Origin of the sequence: Pedobacter sp. UBA4863 (assembly GCF_002399615.1) — a bacterium.
In the GTDB taxonomy this organism is placed as follows: Bacteria; Bacteroidota; Bacteroidia; order Sphingobacteriales; family Sphingobacteriaceae; genus Pedobacter.
The window spans coordinates 28,178-48,170 of record NZ_DHDZ01000022.1; the positions used below are offsets into that span (position 1 = coordinate 28,178).

A 19,993-nucleotide genomic window follows, 5' to 3' on the forward strand; every position below is an offset into this window, starting at 1 on the left:
CCACCTTTTGCATAAGGCTCTAATAAGTCGATAACTTTAATACCTGTAAAAAGTACTTCGGTTTCTGTAGAAAGTTCGTCAAATCTAGGAGGAGCATTGTGGATTGGTTTACCTGCAGAATTATCTAACGTGTTAATTCCATCGATAGCCTCACCAACTACGTTAAACAAACGACCTTTGATCTCGTCGCCAACAGGCATTTTAATAGGAGCGCCAGTGTCTAAAACATCCATCCCGCGTACTAATCCGTCGGTAGAGTCCATCGCAATGGCACGTACACGGTCTTCGCCAAGATGTTGCTGAACCTCTAAAACGATTTTCTGTCCATTCTCTTTTTTGATCTCCAAGGCAGAGAAGATTTTAGGCAAAGTGGCATCGTTAACAAAGCTTACGTCAACTACCGGACCTATAATTTGCGCTATCTTTCCAATGTTAGGCATATTTCGAATTTGGTAAAATTATAAAAATCAAAATGTTAAAGGCGTTTTTCAACGCTTGTATTTTGGTCTGCAAAGCTAAGAGTTTTTAGTTGAAATTTTATACATAAATAAAAAGTTTTTCAATAGTTTATTTAATGATAAATTAGCCTTTATGAAAACAGTATTAGTTACTGGTAGTAACGGTCTTTTAGGGCAGAAAATAACCGAACAAGTTTTGTGCAGTGGTGGTTTTAATTTAATAGCCACCAATAGAGGTAAGAATAAATTTCCAATAGGGGAGGGTTACCTTTACCAAGAGATGGATATTTTGGATAAAGTGCAGGTGCGTGAGGTACTCGAAAAGTACAAGCCCGATGCTGTTATTCATACAGCTGCCATGACCAATGTAGATACTTGCCACGAAAATAATGAGGTTTGTTGGCAGTTAAATGTAGCCGCTACGGCTTATTTGGTATCGCTTTGCGAAGAACTTGGCATACAATTTATTTACCTCTCTACCGATTTTGTTTTTGATGGCTTAAATGGGCCATATAAAGAAGACGATGCGCCAGGCCCAGTAAGTTTTTATGGAGAAAGCAAATTGGCTGCCGAGCGTATCACGCAGCAAATGAAAGGTAATTGGGTAATTATTCGTACTATTTTGGTGTATGGTATTTTAAAAGATATGAGCCGGAGCAACATTGTGCTGTGGGCAAAAGGCGCTTTAGAAAAAGGAAATCCGATCAATGTAGTGAACGACCAATGGCGAATGCCTACGCTTGCCGAAGATTTAGCAAAAGCTTGTTTGTTGGCAGTACAGCATAAAGCCAAGGGCATTTACCACATTTCGGGAAAAGATAGGATGAGCATAGTGGATTTGGTAAGACGAGTGGCTGATTTTTGGAATTTAGATAAAAGCTTAATTACCGAAATAAGTTCTGACAGTTTAGGACAAGAAGCCCGGCGGCCAAAGAAAACTGGTTTTATTTTAGACAAAGCTATGACCGATTTGAACTACAAACCACATAGCTTTGAAGAAGGATTGGCGCTGGTAAGTAAACAGCTGTCAGAAATAATTAGCTGATGCGATAATATGCAAAATTAGCTAATCATCAAATCAATAAAATATCAAATTAGAAACATATGGCATTACAAGTAGGAGATAAAGCTCCAGATTTTAAATTAAACAGTTCTGAGTTAAAAGAAGTTTCATTGAGCGATTTTGCAGGTAAAAAAGTAGTGCTTCACTTTTTTCCTCTAGCTTTTACTGGAGTTTGCACCACGCAACTTTGTACCATGAGAGATAATTTTGGTTATTACGAAGGTTTAAATGCGCAAGTTTTGGGTGTTTCGGTAGATTCTCCATTTGCTTTAGCGAAATTTAAGGAAGAACAAGCTTATCAATTCCCGCTATTGTCAGATTTTAATAAAGAAACAGCGGCGGCTTACGGTGCGCTTTACCAAGATTTTGTATTAGGCCTAAAAGGTGTAGCTAAGCGTTCTGCTTTCGTAATTGACGAAGAAGGCAAAGTTGTTTATGCCGAAGTTTTGGAAGATGCAGGCAATTTGCCAGATTTCGCCGCCATTAATAAAGTGGTTGCCGGATAGTAAATAACCATGAATTTTAGAAAAACGGGATCAGTGCCACTATTAGGGTACAGTCCCGCTTTTACACTTTAGTCCCGATAAATCGGGAGCTGTCGTTTCAATCGGGTTTGGTTAACTTAAGCCTATGCAAACTAATTAGCATTTTAGTCCTGCAATAGTGAAAACTCTTTGTTGTTTGTGTGAGCTAACAATTAATACGGAGCCAACAAAAAGACCAAAACGCATCCCGAAGGTTGGAAAGAACATCGTTCAATAATAGCATTAAAGCTGATTTTTAAATTATTATAAAGATTTAAGGTTTGCTTTTTAAATTTTTGTAATAAAAAATTGTGAATTTAATTTTGAAACATTACTTTTGCATTCCGTTAACAATACGGAAATGCTTTCGTAGCTCAACTGGATAGAGCATCTCACTACGGATGAGAAGGTTTGGGGTTCGAATCCCTACGAGAGCACAAATATTTGGTAAAGCCTTGCCGCCCAAGCGGGAAGGCTTTTAATTTTTAAAGACAAACTTAAATGCTCAATTTAGTTCTCTTTGGCCCTCCGGGTGCAGGCAAAGGCACCCAATCTCAGAAATTAATTGATAAATATCAGTTAGTACACATCTCTACCGGTGATCTTTTCAGAGGTCACATAAAAAACCAAACTCCACTGGGACAACAAGTAAGTAAATTAATTGCAGATGGCGAATTAGTGCCAGATAGCATTACCATTGCCATGTTGGAAGAGGAAGTGGATAAAAACCCTGATGCAAAAGGATTTATTTTTGATGGCTTTCCACGTACAGTGCCCCAAGCAGAAGAGTTGGATAAATTTTTGGAGGGAAAATCGTCTAAAATTGATGGGGTAATAGCTTTAGACGTAAACCAAGATGAATTAACCCGTCGTATTGCCGAGCGTCATAAAATTAGCGGGCGCCCAGACGATGATGCAGAAAAACTGAAAAAGCGTATCGACGAATATTTTAGCAAAACCATTCATGTGTTGCCTTATTATGAAGCACAGGACAAGTTGGTTAAAGTAAATGGTATTGGCGAAATTGAAGTTGTTTTCGGTAACCTTTGTAAGGTAATTGATAGCTACTAAATCATATTAATTAGCTAATTTGATGCTTTGAGAATTAGCTGATGATTAACATCCGTATAAAATACATTGGTTATTTTTGCGGATGTTTGTTTTTATAAAGAGATTTTAGCCTTAATCTAAAATCGTAATTCTAAAATCGTAATTTAAAATGTCTCAAGGTTCAAACTTCGTTGATTATGTAAAAATCTGTTGCCGTTCGGGCAAGGGAGGTGCGGGTTCGGCACATTTACATCGTGATAAACATACTGCTACAGGTGGCCCAGATGGTGGCGATGGTGGTAGAGGCGGTCATATTATCTTAAAAGGTAATACCCAATTTTGGACTTTGTTACACTTAAAATATCGTAAGCATATTATTGCCGAAGATGGCGGTGCTGGTGGCAGCGGACATAAATTTGGTAAACAAGGTAAGGACGAGGTATTGGAAGTGCCATTGGGTACCATTGCACGGGATGCAGAAACCGGCGAAGTGCTTTTTGAAATTACTGAAGATGGCGAAACCAAAGTATTAACTGCTGGTGGTAGGGGCGGTTTAGGTAATGCGCATTTCAAATCGGCAACTTTGCAAACCCCTCGTTTTGCCCAGCCTGGCGAATCTGGTAAAGAAGAATGGATAGTTCTAGAACTAAAAGTACTGGCTGATGTTGGCTTGGTAGGTTTCCCTAATGCGGGCAAATCTACACTGCTTTCGGTACTGTCTGCTGCTAAACCAGAAATTGCAGATTATCCTTTTACCACCTTAGTCCCTAACCTAGGAATCGTTTCATATAGAAACTCGAAGTCTTTCATTATGGCCGATATTCCTGGTATTATTGAAGGTGCTTCTAAAGGTAAGGGTTTGGGTTTTAGGTTTTTAAGGCATATTGAGCGTAACTCGGTTTTGTTGTTTATGGTGCCAGCAGATACCAGTAGGACCATTACAGAAGAATACGAAATCTTAAAGAACGAATTACAGGAGTTTAATCCTGAATTGATGCAGAAACCGCATTTGTTGGCTATCACCAAATCGGATATGTTAGATGATGAATTGAGGGAGGAAATGGCTAAAGATTTGCCTCAAATTCCACATTTATTTATTTCATCTGTAGCACAGCTGGGTTTGGTAGAGTTAAAAGATATGCTTTGGAAAGCGATAACAGCCTCCTAGCCCCCTAAAGAGGAGTCTAATTGGCGGTTAACAATAACCGATTAAAGAACTTCAACGGTTAAGTAATTATCCTACCTTTCAATTACAATATCTTCCAAAACAAGCATATCCATTTTGGTTCTAAGAAAACAATTTAATGCTTCTTCTGGGGTATTTACAATAGGCTCGTTCTCGTTAAAAGATGTATTTAATAAGATAGGAACACCTGTTTTTTCGTAAAAATTATTAATCAGTCCAAAATATTTAGGCTCAATAGTTTCATCTACACTTTGCAACCTACCTGTACCATCTACGTGTGTTACCGCAGGTATTTTGCTCCTTTGTTCTTCCTTAATCAAGAAAACTTTTTCCATAAACGGAACATCATCTACTTGCTCAAAATAACTGGGGATATGTTGCTTTAAGATAGAAGGTGCAAATGGTCTAAAAGATTCTCTTCTTTTAATTTTGGCGTTTAAAATTTCCTTGGCATCATTACGTCTTGGGTCGGCAATAATAGAACGATGCCCTAAAGCTCTTGGGCCAAATTCGGCACGCCCTTGAAACCAGCCTACTACGCCCGAGTTAATAAGGCAAGAAGTCACTTTGTCAAATAAAGCATCGCCTTCTAATTTAGTATAATTGATGTTTTTTTCCTTTAAAAGTTCTTCGATAGTTTCGTTTGTAAAACGACTGCCAAGATAACCATGCAGCATAGGATGGGTTCTTGGTTGATTTAGTAACTGATTGTAAACCCAAAGTGCTGCGCCAATGCAAGTGCCGGCATCATGGCCCGCAGGTGGAATATATACCTTTTTGAACGGTGTTTTTAGGAGGATTTTTCCATTGGCTACAGAGTTTTGAGCCACACCTCCAGCAATACAAACCGAATCTAACCCGGTTTTTTGATGTAAGTGCGTTAACAGATGGTAAATTACCTCTTCGGTAATTCTTTGTATAGAGGTGGCCCAATTTCTATGATATTGTTCTAGTGGTTCGTCCGCTTTTCTGGCAGGGCCAAATTCTTTTAATAAGGCATCGCTATAAAGGCTGCCCATTGCTGGGATACCACCTTCCCATACCATGTTTACGCCCTTGCTAGGGTGATTAAAGTATTTTAATTCGAGCTCAAAAAGACCATTGTCTTTAAATTTAATCACTTTCCTTAACTCATCTACATATTTAGGTTCGCCATATGGAGCCAAGCCCATTACTTTGTACTCATCGCCATAGTGCGGAAAACCCAACCATTGTGTAAATGTAGTATAAAATACACCGATAGAATGTGGATAGGAAACGGTTTCCATCACTTCTATTTTATTGTCTTTGCCAACACCTGTCATGGTGCTGGTAAAGTCGCCAAAACCATCAATAGAAAGTAAAGCCGATTTTTCAAAAGGCGAAGCAAAAAATGCACTGGCCAAATGGCTCCTGTGATGTTCTACGTTATGGATTTTTGCTTTTAATTCTCCTGTTTTTAGATTAAAATGCTGTATAAATTCATCTTCAATAGATGCTGCTTTTTTTAAATTTTTAACCCTGTTAATGATATTGCCAAAGCTTAACCTATTTTTTAATGCGGTTAAGGCCTTTTTCCCCAAATTGGCTTTAGGATCTCTAGAAATTGCAATATGATCTATATCTGTAATGTTAATTTGAGCTTCTTTTAAACAAAAGTTGATGGCTTCGCTAGGAAAGCCGGCCCAATGTTTAATTCGTCTAAAGCGTTCTTCTTCGGAGGCCGCTATGAGCTGGCCATTTTTATAAATACAAGCTGATGAATCGCCGTGATAGGCATTAATTCCTAATATATACATTAACTAGCAGGGTTAAATATCTGAGTGCGAAGATAGAACTAAAAATGAATTGCTGTATATGTGATTAGGCTAAAAGTATTAAATGTTGTTATTGGGCTTGCTCACATACTTTAGCCAAATGTACACTAACAAGATAAGTACAGCGTAAACGACAATATTGAACAAGTCATGGTGATCCATATTAAAAAGCGGTGCTTTTTTATTCCAATATAATGATAAGAGTACTAAGCGTACAGTATTTAATAATTGGATAATTAACAGGCCTAAGACTAGAAAGCCATAACGGAATTTAATTTTGCCGGGAAAGGTAAATACGAATGCCGCAAATACGCTCATGATACCATAACCTAAGCAAGTATAAACCATGGTAAAGCCTTTCTTGCTTATTACTCTCAGTTGGTACTCGTTGGTATAGGTAGTGTAATCAAGCCAACGTAAAATAGTTGCAGTGCTCTCGATGGTAAAAGTACGCCACCAATTGATATAGTTAAGGTGCTGGTCTAAAAATGGAATATATATGCCGCCTTTGGCTGTAATTCCAATATAGGCAGTATTGAAACCATAAAGTAGCAAGTATAAAGCTATGAAGCAGATAATAAACTTGAAGTAAGGTTCGCTCCAAAGCGATTTTAAGAACTTAATCATCTTTTAAACGTTCTTTTAATTTTTCGGTAATTTTAACATCAACCATCAACCTAAACCAAAAACCTTGCAAAAAATGAAAAAGTATGCCCGTTTTACCATCTAAAAAGCCTAGTTTAAAAGTCATTCGGTAGCTAAAATAAGCAAAAGACCGTAAGCCTCGTGGCAATTTCCACCATAGGCTTTTTAAATAAGCGGTTCTTTGGTCTGGGTTGCCAACTATACTAGGCCTGATGGTTTGCGCTCTTAAAGCCTGCATTCGTTCAATTTCTTCTTCGGCAACCAAATCGCTATAACGGTTGTGTTTTGCTATCCAAAAACTAATTTGGTTCTCTTTTAGATTTTCTTCAAGAATATGCCCTTTCTTCCAAATGATGGTTTTGCCAGGAACTACAAATCGATGGTCCATATTTTCGTTGGTATCAGAAAAGCCAATGCCGGTGCGGAACATTTTCATCAGGTATTTTGGATAATACCCGCCAAATTTGATCCATTTGCCCTTAAAGAAATTTTTTCTGTTAAAATAAATGCCATTGATGTCTTTATAAACTTCGTCATCTTTGAAGTTGGCCAATTGATCGAAAAGTTCTGGCGTTACAATTTGGTCGGCATCTAGCCCTATTGTCCAAGGTGTTTTAACGTCAAAGTTTTTTATGGCGAAGTCCCATTGTTTGGGATGGTTTTCAAAGGCCTGGTGTTTTATTGCTGCATTAAAATCAGTAGCAATTTTTAAGGTTTGGTCGGTGCTTCCAGAATCTAGAATGAACAAGGGGGCGTTTAATGCTTTTATAGAGTTAAGCAAACGTGGAAGATGCTGCTCTTCGTTAAAGGTTAACACAATAAAGCTAAAAGGAGGTTGCATTAAATAGTTGCTCTAATTACCATTGATTTCCAAAGATAAGGAAATCTGCCACATCCTATAAAATGGGTAACATTAAAGCCTTGTTCTTGTAGCAGAGCGGTTAAAGTTTTTTTAGACCAAAGTTTAATATGTCCGCCATCCCAAAGCGGATTAGCATGGCTATCCCATTTGCCCATAATTGCAATTACTAAATTTTTGAGGTAACCATGGTAGGGGGTAGAGAGTATCATTTCACCTCCGCCGTTTTTTACTAAAATTTTTTTAGCAAAGCCAATAAAAGTTCTCGGGTCGTAAAGGTGCTCTATTACCTCTGTTGAAACAATTGTTTTGAAGTTAATCTCTGTTAACTCAATTGGTAAATCATCTGAAGATAAGTCTTGAAGAAAAAACTTCCCAGGATTAACAGAGTTTGCTTGAAAAATACCTTTTTCGGACGCATCGGTACCAAATGCATTAAAACCTTTGGAGATAAGTTGGTTTGCAAAGGCTCCGTTTCCACATCCTAAATCTAAAATAACCGAGGTTGGTTCTATTAGAGAAATGATGGGTTGCCAAATATAGTGCTGGGTATGGTCTGGCTGCGTGTTATGGTAACCGTAATCTTTATATTGTGCCATAGCGTTAATAGATATATAAATGGTTAAGGTATTGGCTTATTAAATTGCTTTTTGAAAAGTTTTCTCTAATAATTTGAGGTGCATTATTTTCTATTTTTACCCTTTTTTCTTTATCTAAAAATGCCATTGAAATATTTTGGGCAATGCTTTTTATCTCTGTTTTACAAATCCAACCAAGGTCATTTTCTTGTATATAGGAGACTAACCCAACATGTTCACTAATGAGCACTGGTGTTCCCATGGCTAAGCTTTCGATAACTACATTGGCGAAATTTTCATTGTAAGATGTTAAAACGAATAAATCATGGCTGTGTATGTAAGTGAATTTATCTTCTCCATCTATTTTTCCTAGCCAATTTATATGTTGTTCAATACCTAATTCTGTACTTAACGCTTTAAGTTGTGTGATATAAGATGGATTTCCAGTGCCAATAACAGTAAGTGTATATTTAAAATTAAGATCTGTTAATGCATTAAATAACAATTCTATACCTTTTTTTTCCTCTATACGGGAGAGATATAAGATTTTAAAAGAACTTTCTCCTGTTGTTTTTACGGTAGTTGTTGCTGGAAAATGTACAAAATTAGGGATAATGCTAATTCCTTTGTTTTCACAGATTTGTTCAATATCTATGCGTTCTTTTGTGCTGGTGGCGTGAATATGGCAGTATTTCAATAAGCGCTTTCCTAATAAGAGATGGATAGCATCTTTAAATTTAGAGTTTTTGTTACTTAGGCTATAGTTGGTTAGCATCCCTCTTGGAGATAGAATTACTTTTACGCCATGCCATTTAGCAACTAAGCAAGAAAAGATAGAAACCAAATTCCACCAAGCATGGATATGGATCATGAGCTGCTTTTTTTTGCTAGCTTTTTTTTCTTTGGTAATGAGTTTATGTAAAAACCAAAACAGGCTAGGCGAAAAGTGAGTATGGTCTTTGGTCCATCTTTTAAAATAATATACTGGTACCCCTTCTACTAGTTGCGCTTGGCCTATAGGTACATTTAACTCCTCTTTTCCATTTGCTGTGGTGGTAAGTACTATCACTTCTTTACCTGCTTTAACCAACTCTTCCGAAAGTTTAGCTACAGACATGGTTGGCCCACCGTAAATGTAGGCAGGCTTATAGGCCGCACATATTTGTATAATTTTCAATTTCGTTGTTGGTTTTATGGTCTATCGTTTTTTGAGCAACAAATATCGAGTGTCGAACGACGAAAAAACAACTATTAAGCTAATGAACTGCTATCTTTTTGTGCTAGCTTGCTGTTCTTATAACCATATAGAAAATAGATTACCAAACCTACTGCCAGCCAAATACCAAATCCAATCCAATTGCTAAGTTCTAGCTCACACATCATGTATAAGCAGCTAGTTAAGCCTAATACCGGAATGAGCGATAGATTTTTAGCGATACTTAAATAAGTTACCATTACACAAATTACTAAAAATATCCACATCGGAATTTTGTGTCTAAACAATGCCCATCCACTTTCAAACTTTTTGTCGTAAGCAATAACAGATTTATTCATGAAAGTTTCATATTGCACAGCATTTAAATTGCTTAGATAGGCTTCGGCATCAATTTGTTTGCCTTGCAATACTATTGGGTTTGCGCTAATCTCGTCTTTTACGGTTTGTAATTCGGTAGCATTAAGCGAAGTTACAAACGATACAGGGTTAATCATTTTAGGCTCGTTAGTAAAAAAGCCTATAGTCTCTGTTTTAAACTCGGTAAAAGCAAGTGCAAAACCACCTATAAGAAGCAGTGGTGCAACATATTTGGCATTAACGTAAGGTATCCTGAATTTGCCTCGCTGTATATCTGGCCTATTTTGTAATACTAAAACCCCTGCGCAAACCAACACAAAGGCAAAAAGTGTCCCGATAGAACAAAGATCTGTTACTGTAGTAAGGTTTAAAAAAAGTGCAGGTACGGCTACCACAAAACCCACTACAATGGTTGCAAATGAAGGAGTTTTGTGTTTTGGATGTATTCTGGAGAAGGCTTTTGGCAATAAGCCATCACGGCTCATGCTCAACCAAATACGGGGTTGCCCCATTTGGAAAACAAGCAAAACCGAAGCCATGGCAAATACGGCACTTACGGCAATAATGCCACTCATTAACTTCAAATCTATAGCGTCAAAAACATAAGCTAATGGATCACCAACAGCTAAAGTATTATATTTCACAATTCCGGTTAAAACTAGCGCAATAGCGATATAAAGCACGGTACAGATGATAATGGCCCACATCATCCCTCTGGGTAAATCGCGTTGCGGATTTTTACATTCTTCGGCAGTAGTAGAAATAGCATCGAAACCTATATAGGCAAAAAATACTGCCGATACGCCCTTTAATACACCACTAACGCCATTAGGAGCAAAGGGGTTCCAGTTGTTGGTATCTATATAAAACACCCCTACGGCCAATACCAGTAAAATAACCACTAGTTTTACAATTACCATGGCATTGCTCGCATTTCTAGATTCTTTCATGCCTCTATATACCAACCAGGTAATAAAGATGATAATACCCAATGCAGGCAAATCGGCCACGAAGTGAAAACTACCAATTTTAGGGGCTGTACTCCAGGCGTTGGCTGCAATTCGTGTTGTCTCATCTAAATTGGTGATGCTCTTGCCTGCGTTTATTAAAGCTTCGGCATGTTGATGTCCTTTGTAAGCGCTTAAATAATCCATGCTAGCCCAATCTGGTACATGAATACCGTTAATGCCTAATGCTGGTATCTTAATGGAAGAGAGTAGCCCGGTGAAATAATCGGACCAAGAAATGGCTACGGTGATATTACCAATGGCATATTCCATAATGAGCGACCAACCGATAATCCAGGCTACTAATTCGCCGAAAGCTACGTAAGAATAGGTGTAAGCACTACCAGAAACAGGTACCATCGAAGCAAATTCGGCATAGGCGAAAGCAGCAAAACTACAGGCTATAGCAGTAAAAATAAATAAAAATATTACTGCCGGACCACCATCGGCACTTGCTTTGCCAATAGTGCTGAAAATACCAGCGCCAACAATTGCGGCAATACCAAAGGCGGTAAGATCTCTTACACCCAGTGTTTTATGTAGTGATGGTTCATGGTCGCCATAGCCTTTTTGCACATCGGCCAATATTTTGCTAACGGACTTTTTTCTGAATAGGTTTTTTAGCATACGCTATGTTTTGTCTGATTGTGTTTCAAACTTAAAAAAAATAAGGGAACTTACGTTTCTTGGACTAGAGTTTTTCATTCTTTGTCTTACGTTGTTCGTCTCTCGTCCACTGCTTTTCGATTAACGAACAACGATCCTCAAATACCTATCCCAGTTTTTCCAATTCTTCTTTTACAAAGCCTGCTAAATCTTTAATGTAATCTGCGCTGAAATCGAATTTAATACCAGCTGTTTCATAAATTTCGTTCATCGGTTTGGTATAGCCTAGTGCCAAAGCGTCTAAATATTGTTTTAAGCCTTTCTGTTTGTCCTCCTTATAGTTTTTCCAAACCGCAATGGCACCTAATTGTGCAATGGCGTATTCGATATAGTAAAACGGTACTTCGAAAAGATGCAACTGCTTTTGCCACACATTGCCAAACTGTGCTTCGTGTTCGTCCCAGTTGGCAAAGCCCGCACCAAATCTGTTGTAAATTTGTTTAAACGCGGCTTCTCTATCGGCAGCATTGTGGTTTGGGTTAGTGTATATCCAATGCTGAAACTGATCGATCACAGCTACCCATGGTAAAGTTTTTAGCACATCTACCAATTGCTCTTTTTTCGCCCTAATCAAATCCTCCTCTTTATCAAAATAAACAGACCATTGGTCCATTGAAATCAATTCCATGCTCATAGAAGCTAGTTCAGCTACTTCAGATGGGCAATGTTTAAAATCGTTAAGTTCTAGATTTGCAGTTAAAAAAGTATGGATGGCATGCCCACCTTCGTGTACCATGGTCGTTAAATCTCGCAACGAGTTGGCCGAATTCATAAAAATAAAAGGAGCACCAGTTTCGGCCAACGGATAGTTATAGCCACCGGGTGCCTTTCCCATTCTACTTTCTACATCAAAAAGATGGTTGGCTTTCATGATGGCAAGTTTTTCGCCTAAAGAACTGTCTATTTGGTTAAAGCAAGCTATCGATTTGTCTATCAAATCTGCTCCGTTTTGAAAAGGCTTTAGTGCGGGTTTGCCCGAAGTGCTAACTTCTAAATCCCAAGGTTTTAGTGCCGATAGCTGTAATGCTTCTTTACGCTTGCTGGCCTGTTCTTTTAAGATAGGCACAATTTCTTTTTCAATGGCCTCGGCAAAATCATAACAGTCTTTTGGGGTATAGTCAAAACGTCCTAAGGCTTGGAACATATAATCACGATAGTTCTCAAAACCTGCATTTAAAGCAGCTTGGTGACGTAATTTTATCAATTCGTCAAAAAGGATGTTTAAAGTGTCTTTGTCTGCCAATCTGCGTTTTTGAATTGTTTCCCAAGCATTTTTACGAACGTTACGGTCGGTATCCTTTAAAAAGTTACTAGCTTGCTCTAAGGTATATTCCTGTCCGTTTAGTGTTACGCTCATTGCTCCGGTAATACCTTGATATTGTTGTTGCTTAACCTGTAATTCGGTAAACAGCGGAATGTTCTCTTCTCTAAACAATGCTAATGCTTTGCGAACACCGCGTAAATACACAAAGTATTTTTGTTGGTCTAACTCATTAACAAAAGCATTTTCGACTAATTTTTTATTTAACTCGTTCGCAATGGGCGCTATTTTAGGTTCTATCTCGGTAGCAAAATATTGGAAATCCTTTACCAATTGCTCGTTAGCCGTATCGCAGCTCATTTTAATATAGCGCCAAGCAAAGTCTTCTTCTAAAGCTGCTTCTAGTTCGCTTTTATTGCGTAACCATTGTTCCAATTCTGTTGCGCTGTTTATACTTCTATGCTTTAGCTCATCAAAAATAGGAGCTAGGTTTTCCCAATTAATTACTAAGTTTTGTGGTATATAGTTGCGTTGCTTTTTAATTATCGTTTTCATTTGTGTTTAATAATTGTTTTATTGAGGAGTACTTTCACATTTGCCATGCACTAAAAAAATAGTGGTTTGTTGTTTAATTATGTTTTTGTTGGCAACAATAGGTAAACCTTTGAACGTCTAAAATTACGGAATGTTTTTGGTTGGTGGGGAGGTCTAGTTAGGAGAATTGTAAAAATTGGCTTCTTTGCGTAAGTAAATTGCTATTCGTATGGTTTATTGGGAACACGAAGACTTCGTTTTTTAACTAAAGCCAAAAGAGAAGTGAGGCCACTTGCTCCAAATGATAATTATTATATATTTACAACTCGTTGAGCATTTGGGCTGGCTAGCTACAGCCGCACAGATAAAACACGCATGAATTTTAGAAAAAAAAATAATTTTTAGACTAAAATATTACGGTTCAATTTGATGGAGAATAACAAAGTAAAAACAGTTTTTTAGAAGAAAAGTACCCTATAGAAGAAGAATATGCAAGAGGAATTTGATAGAGAATTTGAAGTTTCTAATATTAACAATAAAGAACAATTTGAAGAAGAGGTTGTACAACATCTTAACAATCCGGTAACTGGTATAGCAGCCATTAAAAAAGAATATTTAGGCGCTATTAAAAATGTAAAACAAGAAGGAAACAAGTTTTTCTTCTCTGATGGAAGTTCGAGCGTAGAGGTAAGAGTGGTAAGCGACCAAATTATTCGTGTACGCTTAGCGCCTCAAGGAACTTTTTTAGCTGATTTTTCGTACGCAGTGGAAGAAGTTGATCAAAAGGTAAGTACATTTAGCATTACAGAAACTGAAGATGCTTTTTTGGTAGCAACAAACACAATTACCTGCAAAATAACCAAAGCCGATTTCCTAATTTCTTTTATAGATAACCTAACCCAGCAAGTTACGAGTAGCGATGCGTCGAGCATGCATTGGGAAGAAAACGCTGATTTTGGCGGGTACTATGTATATGCCACCAAAAATTGTCAGCCCGAAGAGAATTTTTATGGTTTGGGCGATAAATCGGGTAATTTGAATTTACGAGGGCGGAAGTTTGTAAATTGGAATACCGATGCCTATTCTTTTGGCTGGGATCAAGACCCATTGTACCGCACTATCCCGTTTTATATCGGTATCCATCAAAACAAGGCTTACGGGATCTTCTTCGATAATACCTTTAAATCGTATTTCGATTTTGGGATGCAAAATCACGAAAAGACAAGCTTTTGGGCCGATGGTGGCGAGTTGCAGTATTATTATATACATGGGCCGCACATGATGGATGTGGTAAAACGCTACCAATCGTTAACGGGCACCCACCAGTTGCCGCCAAAATGGGCTATAGGATATCATCAATGTCGTTGGAGCTATTATCCAGAACAAAAAGTAAGGGAATTGGTAGATGGTTTTAGGTCTCGTCAAATTCCTTGCGATGCCATTTACCTCGACATAGACTACATGGAAGGGTACAGGTGTTTTACTTGGAACAAGAAGTATTTCCCTAATCCTCAAAAAATGATCAAAGATTTTGCTAGTCAGGGGATGAAAACCGTAGTAATGATAGATCCTGGAATTAAAGTAGATGATAATTACTGGGTTTATAAAGAAGGCAAAGAAAAAAACTATTTCTGTCGTAGGGCCGACGATTATTTTATGGAAGGCCACGTATGGCCAGGGCGCTGCCGTTTCCCAGACTTTACCAATCCCGAAGTAAGGGAGTGGTGGGGTGGCCTTTACAAAGAATTGGTAGAGGCGGGCGTAGCGGGTTTCTGGAACGACATGAATGAGCCGGCTGTTTTTGGTGCGGGTACTTTCCCTAATGATGTGCGCCATGATTACGATGGACATCGTGGCTCGCACCGTAAGGCACACAATATTTACGGCATGCAAATGGTACGTGCTACTTACGAAGGCTTAAAAAAAATACAACAAAACAAACGCCCGTTTACCATTACTAGAGCAGGCTATTCGGGCATGCAACGTTACGCTTCGGTATGGACGGGCGACAACGTGGCCACTTGGGAACACCTAAAAATGGCCAATATACAATGCCAACGCATGTCTATATCGGGCGTACCTTTTTGCGGTACAGATATAGGCGGCTTTAGTGGCGAGCCAGATGGCGAATTATTTACCCGTTGGATACAGTTGGGCGTATTTTCGCCATTTATGCGTGCCCACTCGGCGGGCGATACCCGTGAACGCGAACCTTGGAGTTTTGAGGAACCTTTCACTAGCATTAACCGCAAATTTATAGAACTGCGCTATCAATTAATGCCATATATCTATTCAGTATTTTGGGAGCATCACCGTTACGGTTTTCCAATATTACGGCCCTTGGTAATGCTAGAGCAAGAGAGCGAAACCAATTACTACCGCCAAGACGAATTTGCTTTTGGCGATAAATTGTTAGTTTGCCCGGTATTGGAGCCTGGAGCCAGTTCTCGCCGTGTTTATTTGCCAAAAGGCCAATGGTATAACTATTGGACATTAGAGCTCTTGCATGGCGGAAGTGAGTACGTTGTAGATACGCCGTTAGATAGCATGCCTTTATTTGTAAAAGCGGGGGCAGTAATGCCAGAATCGCCAGTAATGCAGTACGTTGATGAAAAACCAATTGATGAAGTTTGGCTAAATGTTTATTACGCAGACTGCGAAGTAAATTCTTTTATGTACGAAGATCATGGCGACACCTTTGCCTATGAACAAGAGGTGTATTTAGAAAAGGAATTTAACATTAAGGGCGATGCAACAGGTTTTACCATTCAGCAAACCATTAAAGGATTATACACGCCGAACTACGAACTTTATGAATTTCGTATAATTGCCTTGCCTTTTAATGTGGGAAAAATATACATAGATGACAGGGAGATAACAACATTTAGCATAGACGAAAGAGGTGTTTTAAGATTTAAATCGAACAAAAATTTCTCTAGAATTAATATTTTGAAGGGATAGAACTTTCATGGGCAGATCTGCAAGGTTTTAAAACGTTGAAATAACCACATATCAATAAAGCTTAAAGGTTTTGTAATTACTGATCATTATTATCAGCACGTGTTAAGTTATGCGTCTCGAACCATGTTGCTACATAACGGATGCAACTATGCTGTTAATAATTTGGATGATTTAACGTTGTACGGTTATTTGCCAAGCATGTGCTCTTAAAAATAAATGTCTATCTTACAGCAAAGAACCGACATGGCCAAGCGAAATACGAAAATTAGCACAAAATTAGAAGTAGTGGAAAACGAAACAAATGCGTTTTTGAAATACCAATCAACGGTTTGGCAGCATAGCTTGTTTACAGATTTTGATATCTCTTTATTCCTTTTAGGTAAGCATTTTAAGCTTTACGAGAAAATGGGGGCACATCTCTGCACCGTAAATGGTGTTAAGGGTACATACTTTGCGGTTTGGGCGCCAAATGCACAAAAGGTTGGGGTGATGGCCAATTTTAATGCCTGGAATAGGGAAAGTCATTCATTGTATAAACGTTGGGACGATTCGGGTATTTGGGAAGGATTTATTCCGCATATTAAAAAAGGCGAGGTTTATAAATATTATATCAAAGGATTTGATGGCGAAGATTTAGAAAAAAGTGATCCTTACGCACTTCATGCCGAACATCCGCCACATAAAGCTTCTATAGTTTGGGATACTGATTACCAATGGAAAGACAAGGTGTGGATGAACAAAAGGGAGAAGAAAAATGCTTTAGACCAACCTATTGTTGTATATGAAGTGCACTTGGGCTCTTGGCAACGAGATCCAGCCAACCCAGAAAGGGTGCTGAGCTATGGTGAAATTGCTGAAACTTTGGTGCCCTACGTGGTAGAAATGGGCTTTACTCATGTAGAGTTTTTGCCGGTAATGGAATATCCCTATTATCCATCTTGGGGATACCAGGTTACTGGTTACTATGCCGCCAGTTCTCGACACGGCTCGCCACAAGATTTAATGCTGTTGATAGAAGAGTTCCACAAGAATAATATTGCCGTAATTTTAGATTGGGTACCTTCGCACTTTCCTGGCGATGCCAATGGTTTGTATCATTTCGATGGTACGCATTTGTACGAACATGCCGATATGCGCAAGGGTTTTCATCCAGATTGGAAATCTTACATCTTTAATTACGACAGAAATGAAGTGCGTTCTTTTTTGATTAGCAACGCCATGTTTTGGCTAGATAAATATCATTTTGATGGTTTAAGAGTAGATGCCGTAGCTTCGATGCTGTATTTTGATTTTAGCAGAAGCGAAGGCGAGTACGGTACCAACGAATACGGTGGCACAGAAAATTTAGGAGCGGTAAAGTTTCTTAAAGACATGAATGAAGCGCTTTACGGAAACTTCAATGGCATACAAACCATTGCCGAAGAAAGTAGTACTTACGATGGAGTAACCCGCCCTGTTTACGCTGGTGGCTTAGGCTTTGGCATGAAATGGATGATGGGCTGGATGAACGATACGTTAAAGTATTTCAAGCTTAATCCTATCAACAGAAAACACCATCATCATCAGTTAACTTTTAGCCTCACTTACGCCTTTACAGAAAATTTTATGCTGCCGCTATCGCATGACGAGGTGGTGCACGGCAAATCGCCGATGATTTATAAAATGCCAGGCGATGAATGGCAGAAGTTTGCGAATTTGAGAGCGCTTTATGCTTACATGTGGGCACATCCCGGTGCCAAATTATTGTTTATGGGCAGTGAGTTTGCGCAAACTTCGGAATGGAACTGTTTCGAATCGTTAAATTGGGGTTTATTGCGATATGCACCACACAAAGGCATGTTGGCTATAGTAAAAGCACTCAATGAACTGCTTAAAGCCGAGCCAGCTTTATATTATCACAATTTTTCTTCCCATGGTTTCGAGTGGCAAGATGCCGATGATGCCGCCCAGTCGGTGTATGTTTTTCAACGAAAATCTAATAAAGCAAAAGATACATTGGTGGTTGCTATTAACCTTACGCCCGTTTACCGAGAAAATTACAGGATTGGTATCCCTGTAAAAGGCAAATGGAAAGAGATTTTTAATACAGATGCGCCAGAGTTTTACGGTAGCGGTAAGCTAAATGTAGCGCTAAAACAGACAGAAGAGATCTCATGTCAACGCCAAAATCAGTCTATTGCCATTAATTTACCCCCTTTAGCAGCAACCATCTTTAAAAAAGCCAGCAAGTAATGAAACGAGATTTCCGGTTCTATAAAACTACCAAAGACGAGTGGTATATTGATTTGCCAGAATGGGAAGGAGATCCTCAAGATTTGCAAATGATACAAGGGGCAGATGAATGGCTCAATTTAATGAGCAATTTGAAGGAGGTTACACTTACTGTTGCCGATGGTAATTTTGAGAATGCTGCATATATGTCTCTTGTTCGTTTAGGCGAACCCAACTTAGGCGGTGGCGGAAACTATTTGTTAAAATACTATAAAAATCAAAATGTGAACTTAGCAATATGGCTTTGCGAAGTAGTGGTCTTTATATTTAATCAATACCCGCCATACATTTACTTCGCTGTTAAATAACGTGGGTTATGCGTTTTTAATCCAACCTAACAGACCCTAGATTTACTACATGGGCTTTCCCCAAAAAACAGTTGCTTAACGCAATAAAAACAACATTGTTCTGCGAAATAGTTGTCGAGAGAGAATTGGTAGTTTAAAATGCGGAGAAATCGTGTTGTGTAATATATTCCACAATATATTGTGATAATCATTATTTTTTTATAAAAAGTGCTCAATTTGTTTTGAGGATAGAATGTTTAATTCTATATTGTGGATATAATTTCTCTAATAGGGAATTATGTGTGGAAATTTTGGAATGTTTTTAAGCTTTCAAAAAGTTACGGTAGAAAGAATAAACAGCTGTTATGGATAAAGTTATACTTGCGGTAAAATATGTTGAAGGAGACCTAAGTGAATTAGAGTATAAAGCATTTGAACATGCTGTAAAACATGATAGTGAGCTACGAGGGTATCTGAATTCTTATAGGGAAATAAATAATAGCGTAGGTAAGCAATTAAAAGAAGCGCTGACTTTTCCTCGACGTAGAAATGCTAATCTGGAAAGCGATGAAGTTTATGTAGCAGAAAAAATTACCTATGGTTTAGATTATTTATGGTTTTTGGGCTGGGCTTTGGCGGCTATAATTACCTTGTTAGTTTGGCAACCTTGGCGCCCTAATCTTTACGATGAATTTGGTTTTAATCATAAAAAAATTGCTTCAGCACTAGTTGAAGCCCCGTATCGGGGACTTGATGAAGCTGCGCAATTTATAACGCAAAAAGATTATTATCAGGCCAAGTTAATTGTCTCGAAAAAGTATATACAAAACCCAGAAGACTTTAAGTTAGTTTCTTATTATAGTATGCTCTTAATTGCTGATAATAGCTTAGAAACCAGTAGGGAGGTCTTGTATCCCTTTGCAACGGGAAATTCTCTCCATAAAAATGACGCAAGCTATATGTTGGCCCTAAGCTACCTAAAAGATGGTGATATGGAGAACTGCAAAAATTGGTTAAAGAAAGTGGCTGTAAATTCAACCCCTTATCAGCAATCGGTACAGTTATTACGTAAGCTCGATGCCGAAATTGCTACCAACAGATTTAACTTTTCTTAGTAACGGCCTAAAAACTGTTTAAGATGCAATACGTATTTTTATTGTGTTTGGTGAGGGATACTAAACATAGCCCTGAACAGATAGGCCGCGTACCCACCGTTGCTGTGTCTTCTTTAAATGAAGTTTAGGAAAATTGTTTAAATTTCAATAAGAATAAAT

The 19,993-nt window shown here is 38.3% G+C and carries 15 protein-coding genes, 1 tRNA gene and 1 pseudogene; 9 read left to right on the forward strand and 8 right to left on the reverse strand.

Features of this window, described 5'->3' with window-relative positions:
- A pseudogene (locus tag B3I52_RS03855) lies at positions 1-440 on the reverse strand (F0F1 ATP synthase subunit beta); the annotation flags it as partial.
- Between the two features lie 151 nt (positions 441-591).
- Here B3I52_RS03855 and B3I52_RS03860 point away from each other — a divergent pair.
- The 5 genes from B3I52_RS03860 (at position 592) to obgE (ending at position 4,263) form a co-directional block, all read left to right on the forward strand.
- A complete protein-coding gene (locus B3I52_RS03860) occupies positions 592-1,503 on the forward strand; it encodes an SDR family oxidoreductase (RefSeq protein WP_293298977.1) in 912 nt (303 codons plus the stop codon).
- Positions 1,504-1,562: 59 nt separating this feature from the next.
- Positions 1,563-2,027 carry a redoxin domain-containing protein gene (locus B3I52_RS03865; protein ID WP_293298979.1) on the forward strand — a complete coding sequence of 155 codons (465 nt, stop codon included), beginning with the start codon at positions 1,563-1,565 and terminating at the stop codon, positions 2,025-2,027.
- Positions 2,028-2,408: 381 nt separating this feature from the next.
- Positions 2,409-2,482 (forward strand) — tRNA-Arg (locus tag B3I52_RS03870).
- A gap of 64 nt (positions 2,483-2,546) precedes the next feature.
- A complete protein-coding gene (locus tag B3I52_RS03875) occupies positions 2,547-3,116 on the forward strand; it encodes an adenylate kinase (RefSeq protein ID WP_293298982.1) in 570 nt (189 codons plus the stop codon).
- A gap of 148 nt (positions 3,117-3,264) precedes the next feature.
- Complete coding sequence (gene obgE, locus B3I52_RS03880) at positions 3,265-4,263, forward strand: GTPase ObgE (protein WP_293298985.1); 999 nt, start codon at positions 3,265-3,267, stop codon at positions 4,261-4,263.
- Positions 4,264-4,334: 71 nt separating this feature from the next.
- Here obgE and B3I52_RS03885 read toward each other — a convergent pair whose 3' ends face one another.
- From B3I52_RS03885 to B3I52_RS03915, 7 genes are all read right to left on the reverse strand, one after another.
- Positions 4,335-6,059: a carbamoyltransferase family protein gene (locus B3I52_RS03885; RefSeq protein ID WP_293298987.1), complete on the reverse strand. Its 1,725-nt coding sequence runs from the start codon at positions 6,057-6,059 to the stop codon at positions 4,335-4,337.
- 78 nt (positions 6,060-6,137) lie between these two features.
- The gene (gene xrtY, locus B3I52_RS03890; protein ID WP_293298990.1) at positions 6,138-6,704 is read right to left on the reverse strand and encodes an exosortase Y; all 567 of its coding nucleotides are present in this window, start codon (positions 6,702-6,704) and stop codon (positions 6,138-6,140) included.
- Entirely contained in the window at positions 6,697-7,563 is an 867-nt protein-coding gene (locus B3I52_RS03895; RefSeq protein ID WP_293298992.1) for a glycosyltransferase family 2 protein, read from the reverse strand. Before B3I52_RS03895 ends, xrtY begins: the two co-directional genes overlap by 8 nt.
- Positions 7,563-8,180: a class I SAM-dependent methyltransferase gene (locus tag B3I52_RS03900; protein ID WP_293298995.1), complete on the reverse strand. Its 618-nt coding sequence runs from the start codon at positions 8,178-8,180 to the stop codon at positions 7,563-7,565. Before B3I52_RS03900 ends, B3I52_RS03895 begins: the two co-directional genes overlap by 1 nt.
- A gap of 4 nt (positions 8,181-8,184) precedes the next feature.
- A complete protein-coding gene (locus tag B3I52_RS03905) occupies positions 8,185-9,336 on the reverse strand; it encodes an XrtY-associated glycosyltransferase XYAG1 (RefSeq protein ID WP_293298998.1) in 1,152 nt (383 codons plus the stop codon).
- 74 nt (positions 9,337-9,410) lie between these two features.
- Positions 9,411-11,366: an amino acid permease gene (locus B3I52_RS03910; RefSeq protein ID WP_293299001.1), complete on the reverse strand. Its 1,956-nt coding sequence runs from the start codon at positions 11,364-11,366 to the stop codon at positions 9,411-9,413.
- Between the two features lie 145 nt (positions 11,367-11,511).
- Positions 11,512-13,221, reverse strand: coding sequence for a M3 family oligoendopeptidase (locus B3I52_RS03915; protein ID WP_293299004.1), 1,710 nt, complete (start codon positions 13,219-13,221; stop codon positions 11,512-11,514).
- Between the two features lie 468 nt (positions 13,222-13,689).
- On the opposite strand from B3I52_RS03915, the gene B3I52_RS03920 reads away from it, so the two are divergent.
- The 4 genes from B3I52_RS03920 (at position 13,690) to B3I52_RS03935 (ending at position 19,834) form a co-directional block, all read left to right on the forward strand.
- Entirely contained in the window at positions 13,690-16,161 is a 2,472-nt protein-coding gene (locus tag B3I52_RS03920) for a glycoside hydrolase family 31 protein (RefSeq protein WP_293299007.1), read from the forward strand.
- 216 nt (positions 16,162-16,377) lie between these two features.
- On the forward strand, positions 16,378-18,393 hold the full coding sequence (gene glgB / locus B3I52_RS03925; RefSeq protein ID WP_293299010.1) for a 1,4-alpha-glucan branching protein GlgB: 2,016 nt from the start codon (positions 16,378-16,380) through the stop codon (positions 18,391-18,393).
- Complete coding sequence (locus tag B3I52_RS03930) at positions 18,393-18,740, forward strand: DUF6717 family protein (RefSeq protein WP_293299013.1); 348 nt, start codon at positions 18,393-18,395, stop codon at positions 18,738-18,740. Before glgB ends, B3I52_RS03930 begins: the two co-directional genes overlap by 1 nt.
- 344 nt (positions 18,741-19,084) lie before the next feature.
- A complete protein-coding gene (locus tag B3I52_RS03935) occupies positions 19,085-19,834 on the forward strand; it encodes a hypothetical protein (protein ID WP_293299016.1) in 750 nt (249 codons plus the stop codon).
- The last annotated feature ends 159 nt before the right edge of the window (positions 19,835-19,993 follow it).

Bases quoted from the DNA above. Each gene is read 5' to 3' on its own strand.
- B3I52_RS03860 (WP_293298977.1), top strand. From the start codon at position 592: ATGAAAACAGTATTAGTTACTGGTAGTAACGGTCTTTTAGGGCAGAAA.
- B3I52_RS03865 (WP_293298979.1), top strand. From the start codon at position 1,563: ATGGCATTACAAGTAGGAGATAAAGCTCCAGATTTTAAATTAAACAGT.
- B3I52_RS03875 (WP_293298982.1), top strand. From the start codon at position 2,547: ATGCTCAATTTAGTTCTCTTTGGCCCTCCGGGTGCAGGCAAAGGCACC.
- obgE (WP_293298985.1), top strand. From the start codon at position 3,265: ATGTCTCAAGGTTCAAACTTCGTTGATTATGTAAAAATCTGTTGCCGT.
- B3I52_RS03885 (WP_293298987.1), bottom strand. From the start codon at position 6,059: ATGTATATATTAGGAATTAATGCCTATCACGGCGATTCATCAGCTTGT.
- xrtY (WP_293298990.1), bottom strand. From the start codon at position 6,704: ATGATTAAGTTCTTAAAATCGCTTTGGAGCGAACCTTACTTCAAGTTT.
- B3I52_RS03895 (WP_293298992.1), bottom strand. From the start codon at position 7,563: ATGCAACCTCCTTTTAGCTTTATTGTGTTAACCTTTAACGAAGAGCAG.
- B3I52_RS03900 (WP_293298995.1), bottom strand. From the start codon at position 8,180: ATGGCACAATATAAAGATTACGGTTACCATAACACGCAGCCAGACCAT.
- B3I52_RS03910 (WP_293299001.1), bottom strand. From the start codon at position 11,366: ATGCTAAAAAACCTATTCAGAAAAAAGTCCGTTAGCAAAATATTGGCC.
- B3I52_RS03915 (WP_293299004.1), bottom strand. From the start codon at position 13,221: ATGAAAACGATAATTAAAAAGCAACGCAACTATATACCACAAAACTTA.
- B3I52_RS03920 (WP_293299007.1), top strand. From the start codon at position 13,690: ATGCAAGAGGAATTTGATAGAGAATTTGAAGTTTCTAATATTAACAAT.
- glgB (WP_293299010.1), top strand. From the start codon at position 16,378: ATGTCTATCTTACAGCAAAGAACCGACATGGCCAAGCGAAATACGAAA.
- B3I52_RS03930 (WP_293299013.1), top strand. From the start codon at position 18,393: ATGAAACGAGATTTCCGGTTCTATAAAACTACCAAAGACGAGTGGTAT.
- B3I52_RS03935 (WP_293299016.1), top strand. From the start codon at position 19,085: ATGGATAAAGTTATACTTGCGGTAAAATATGTTGAAGGAGACCTAAGT.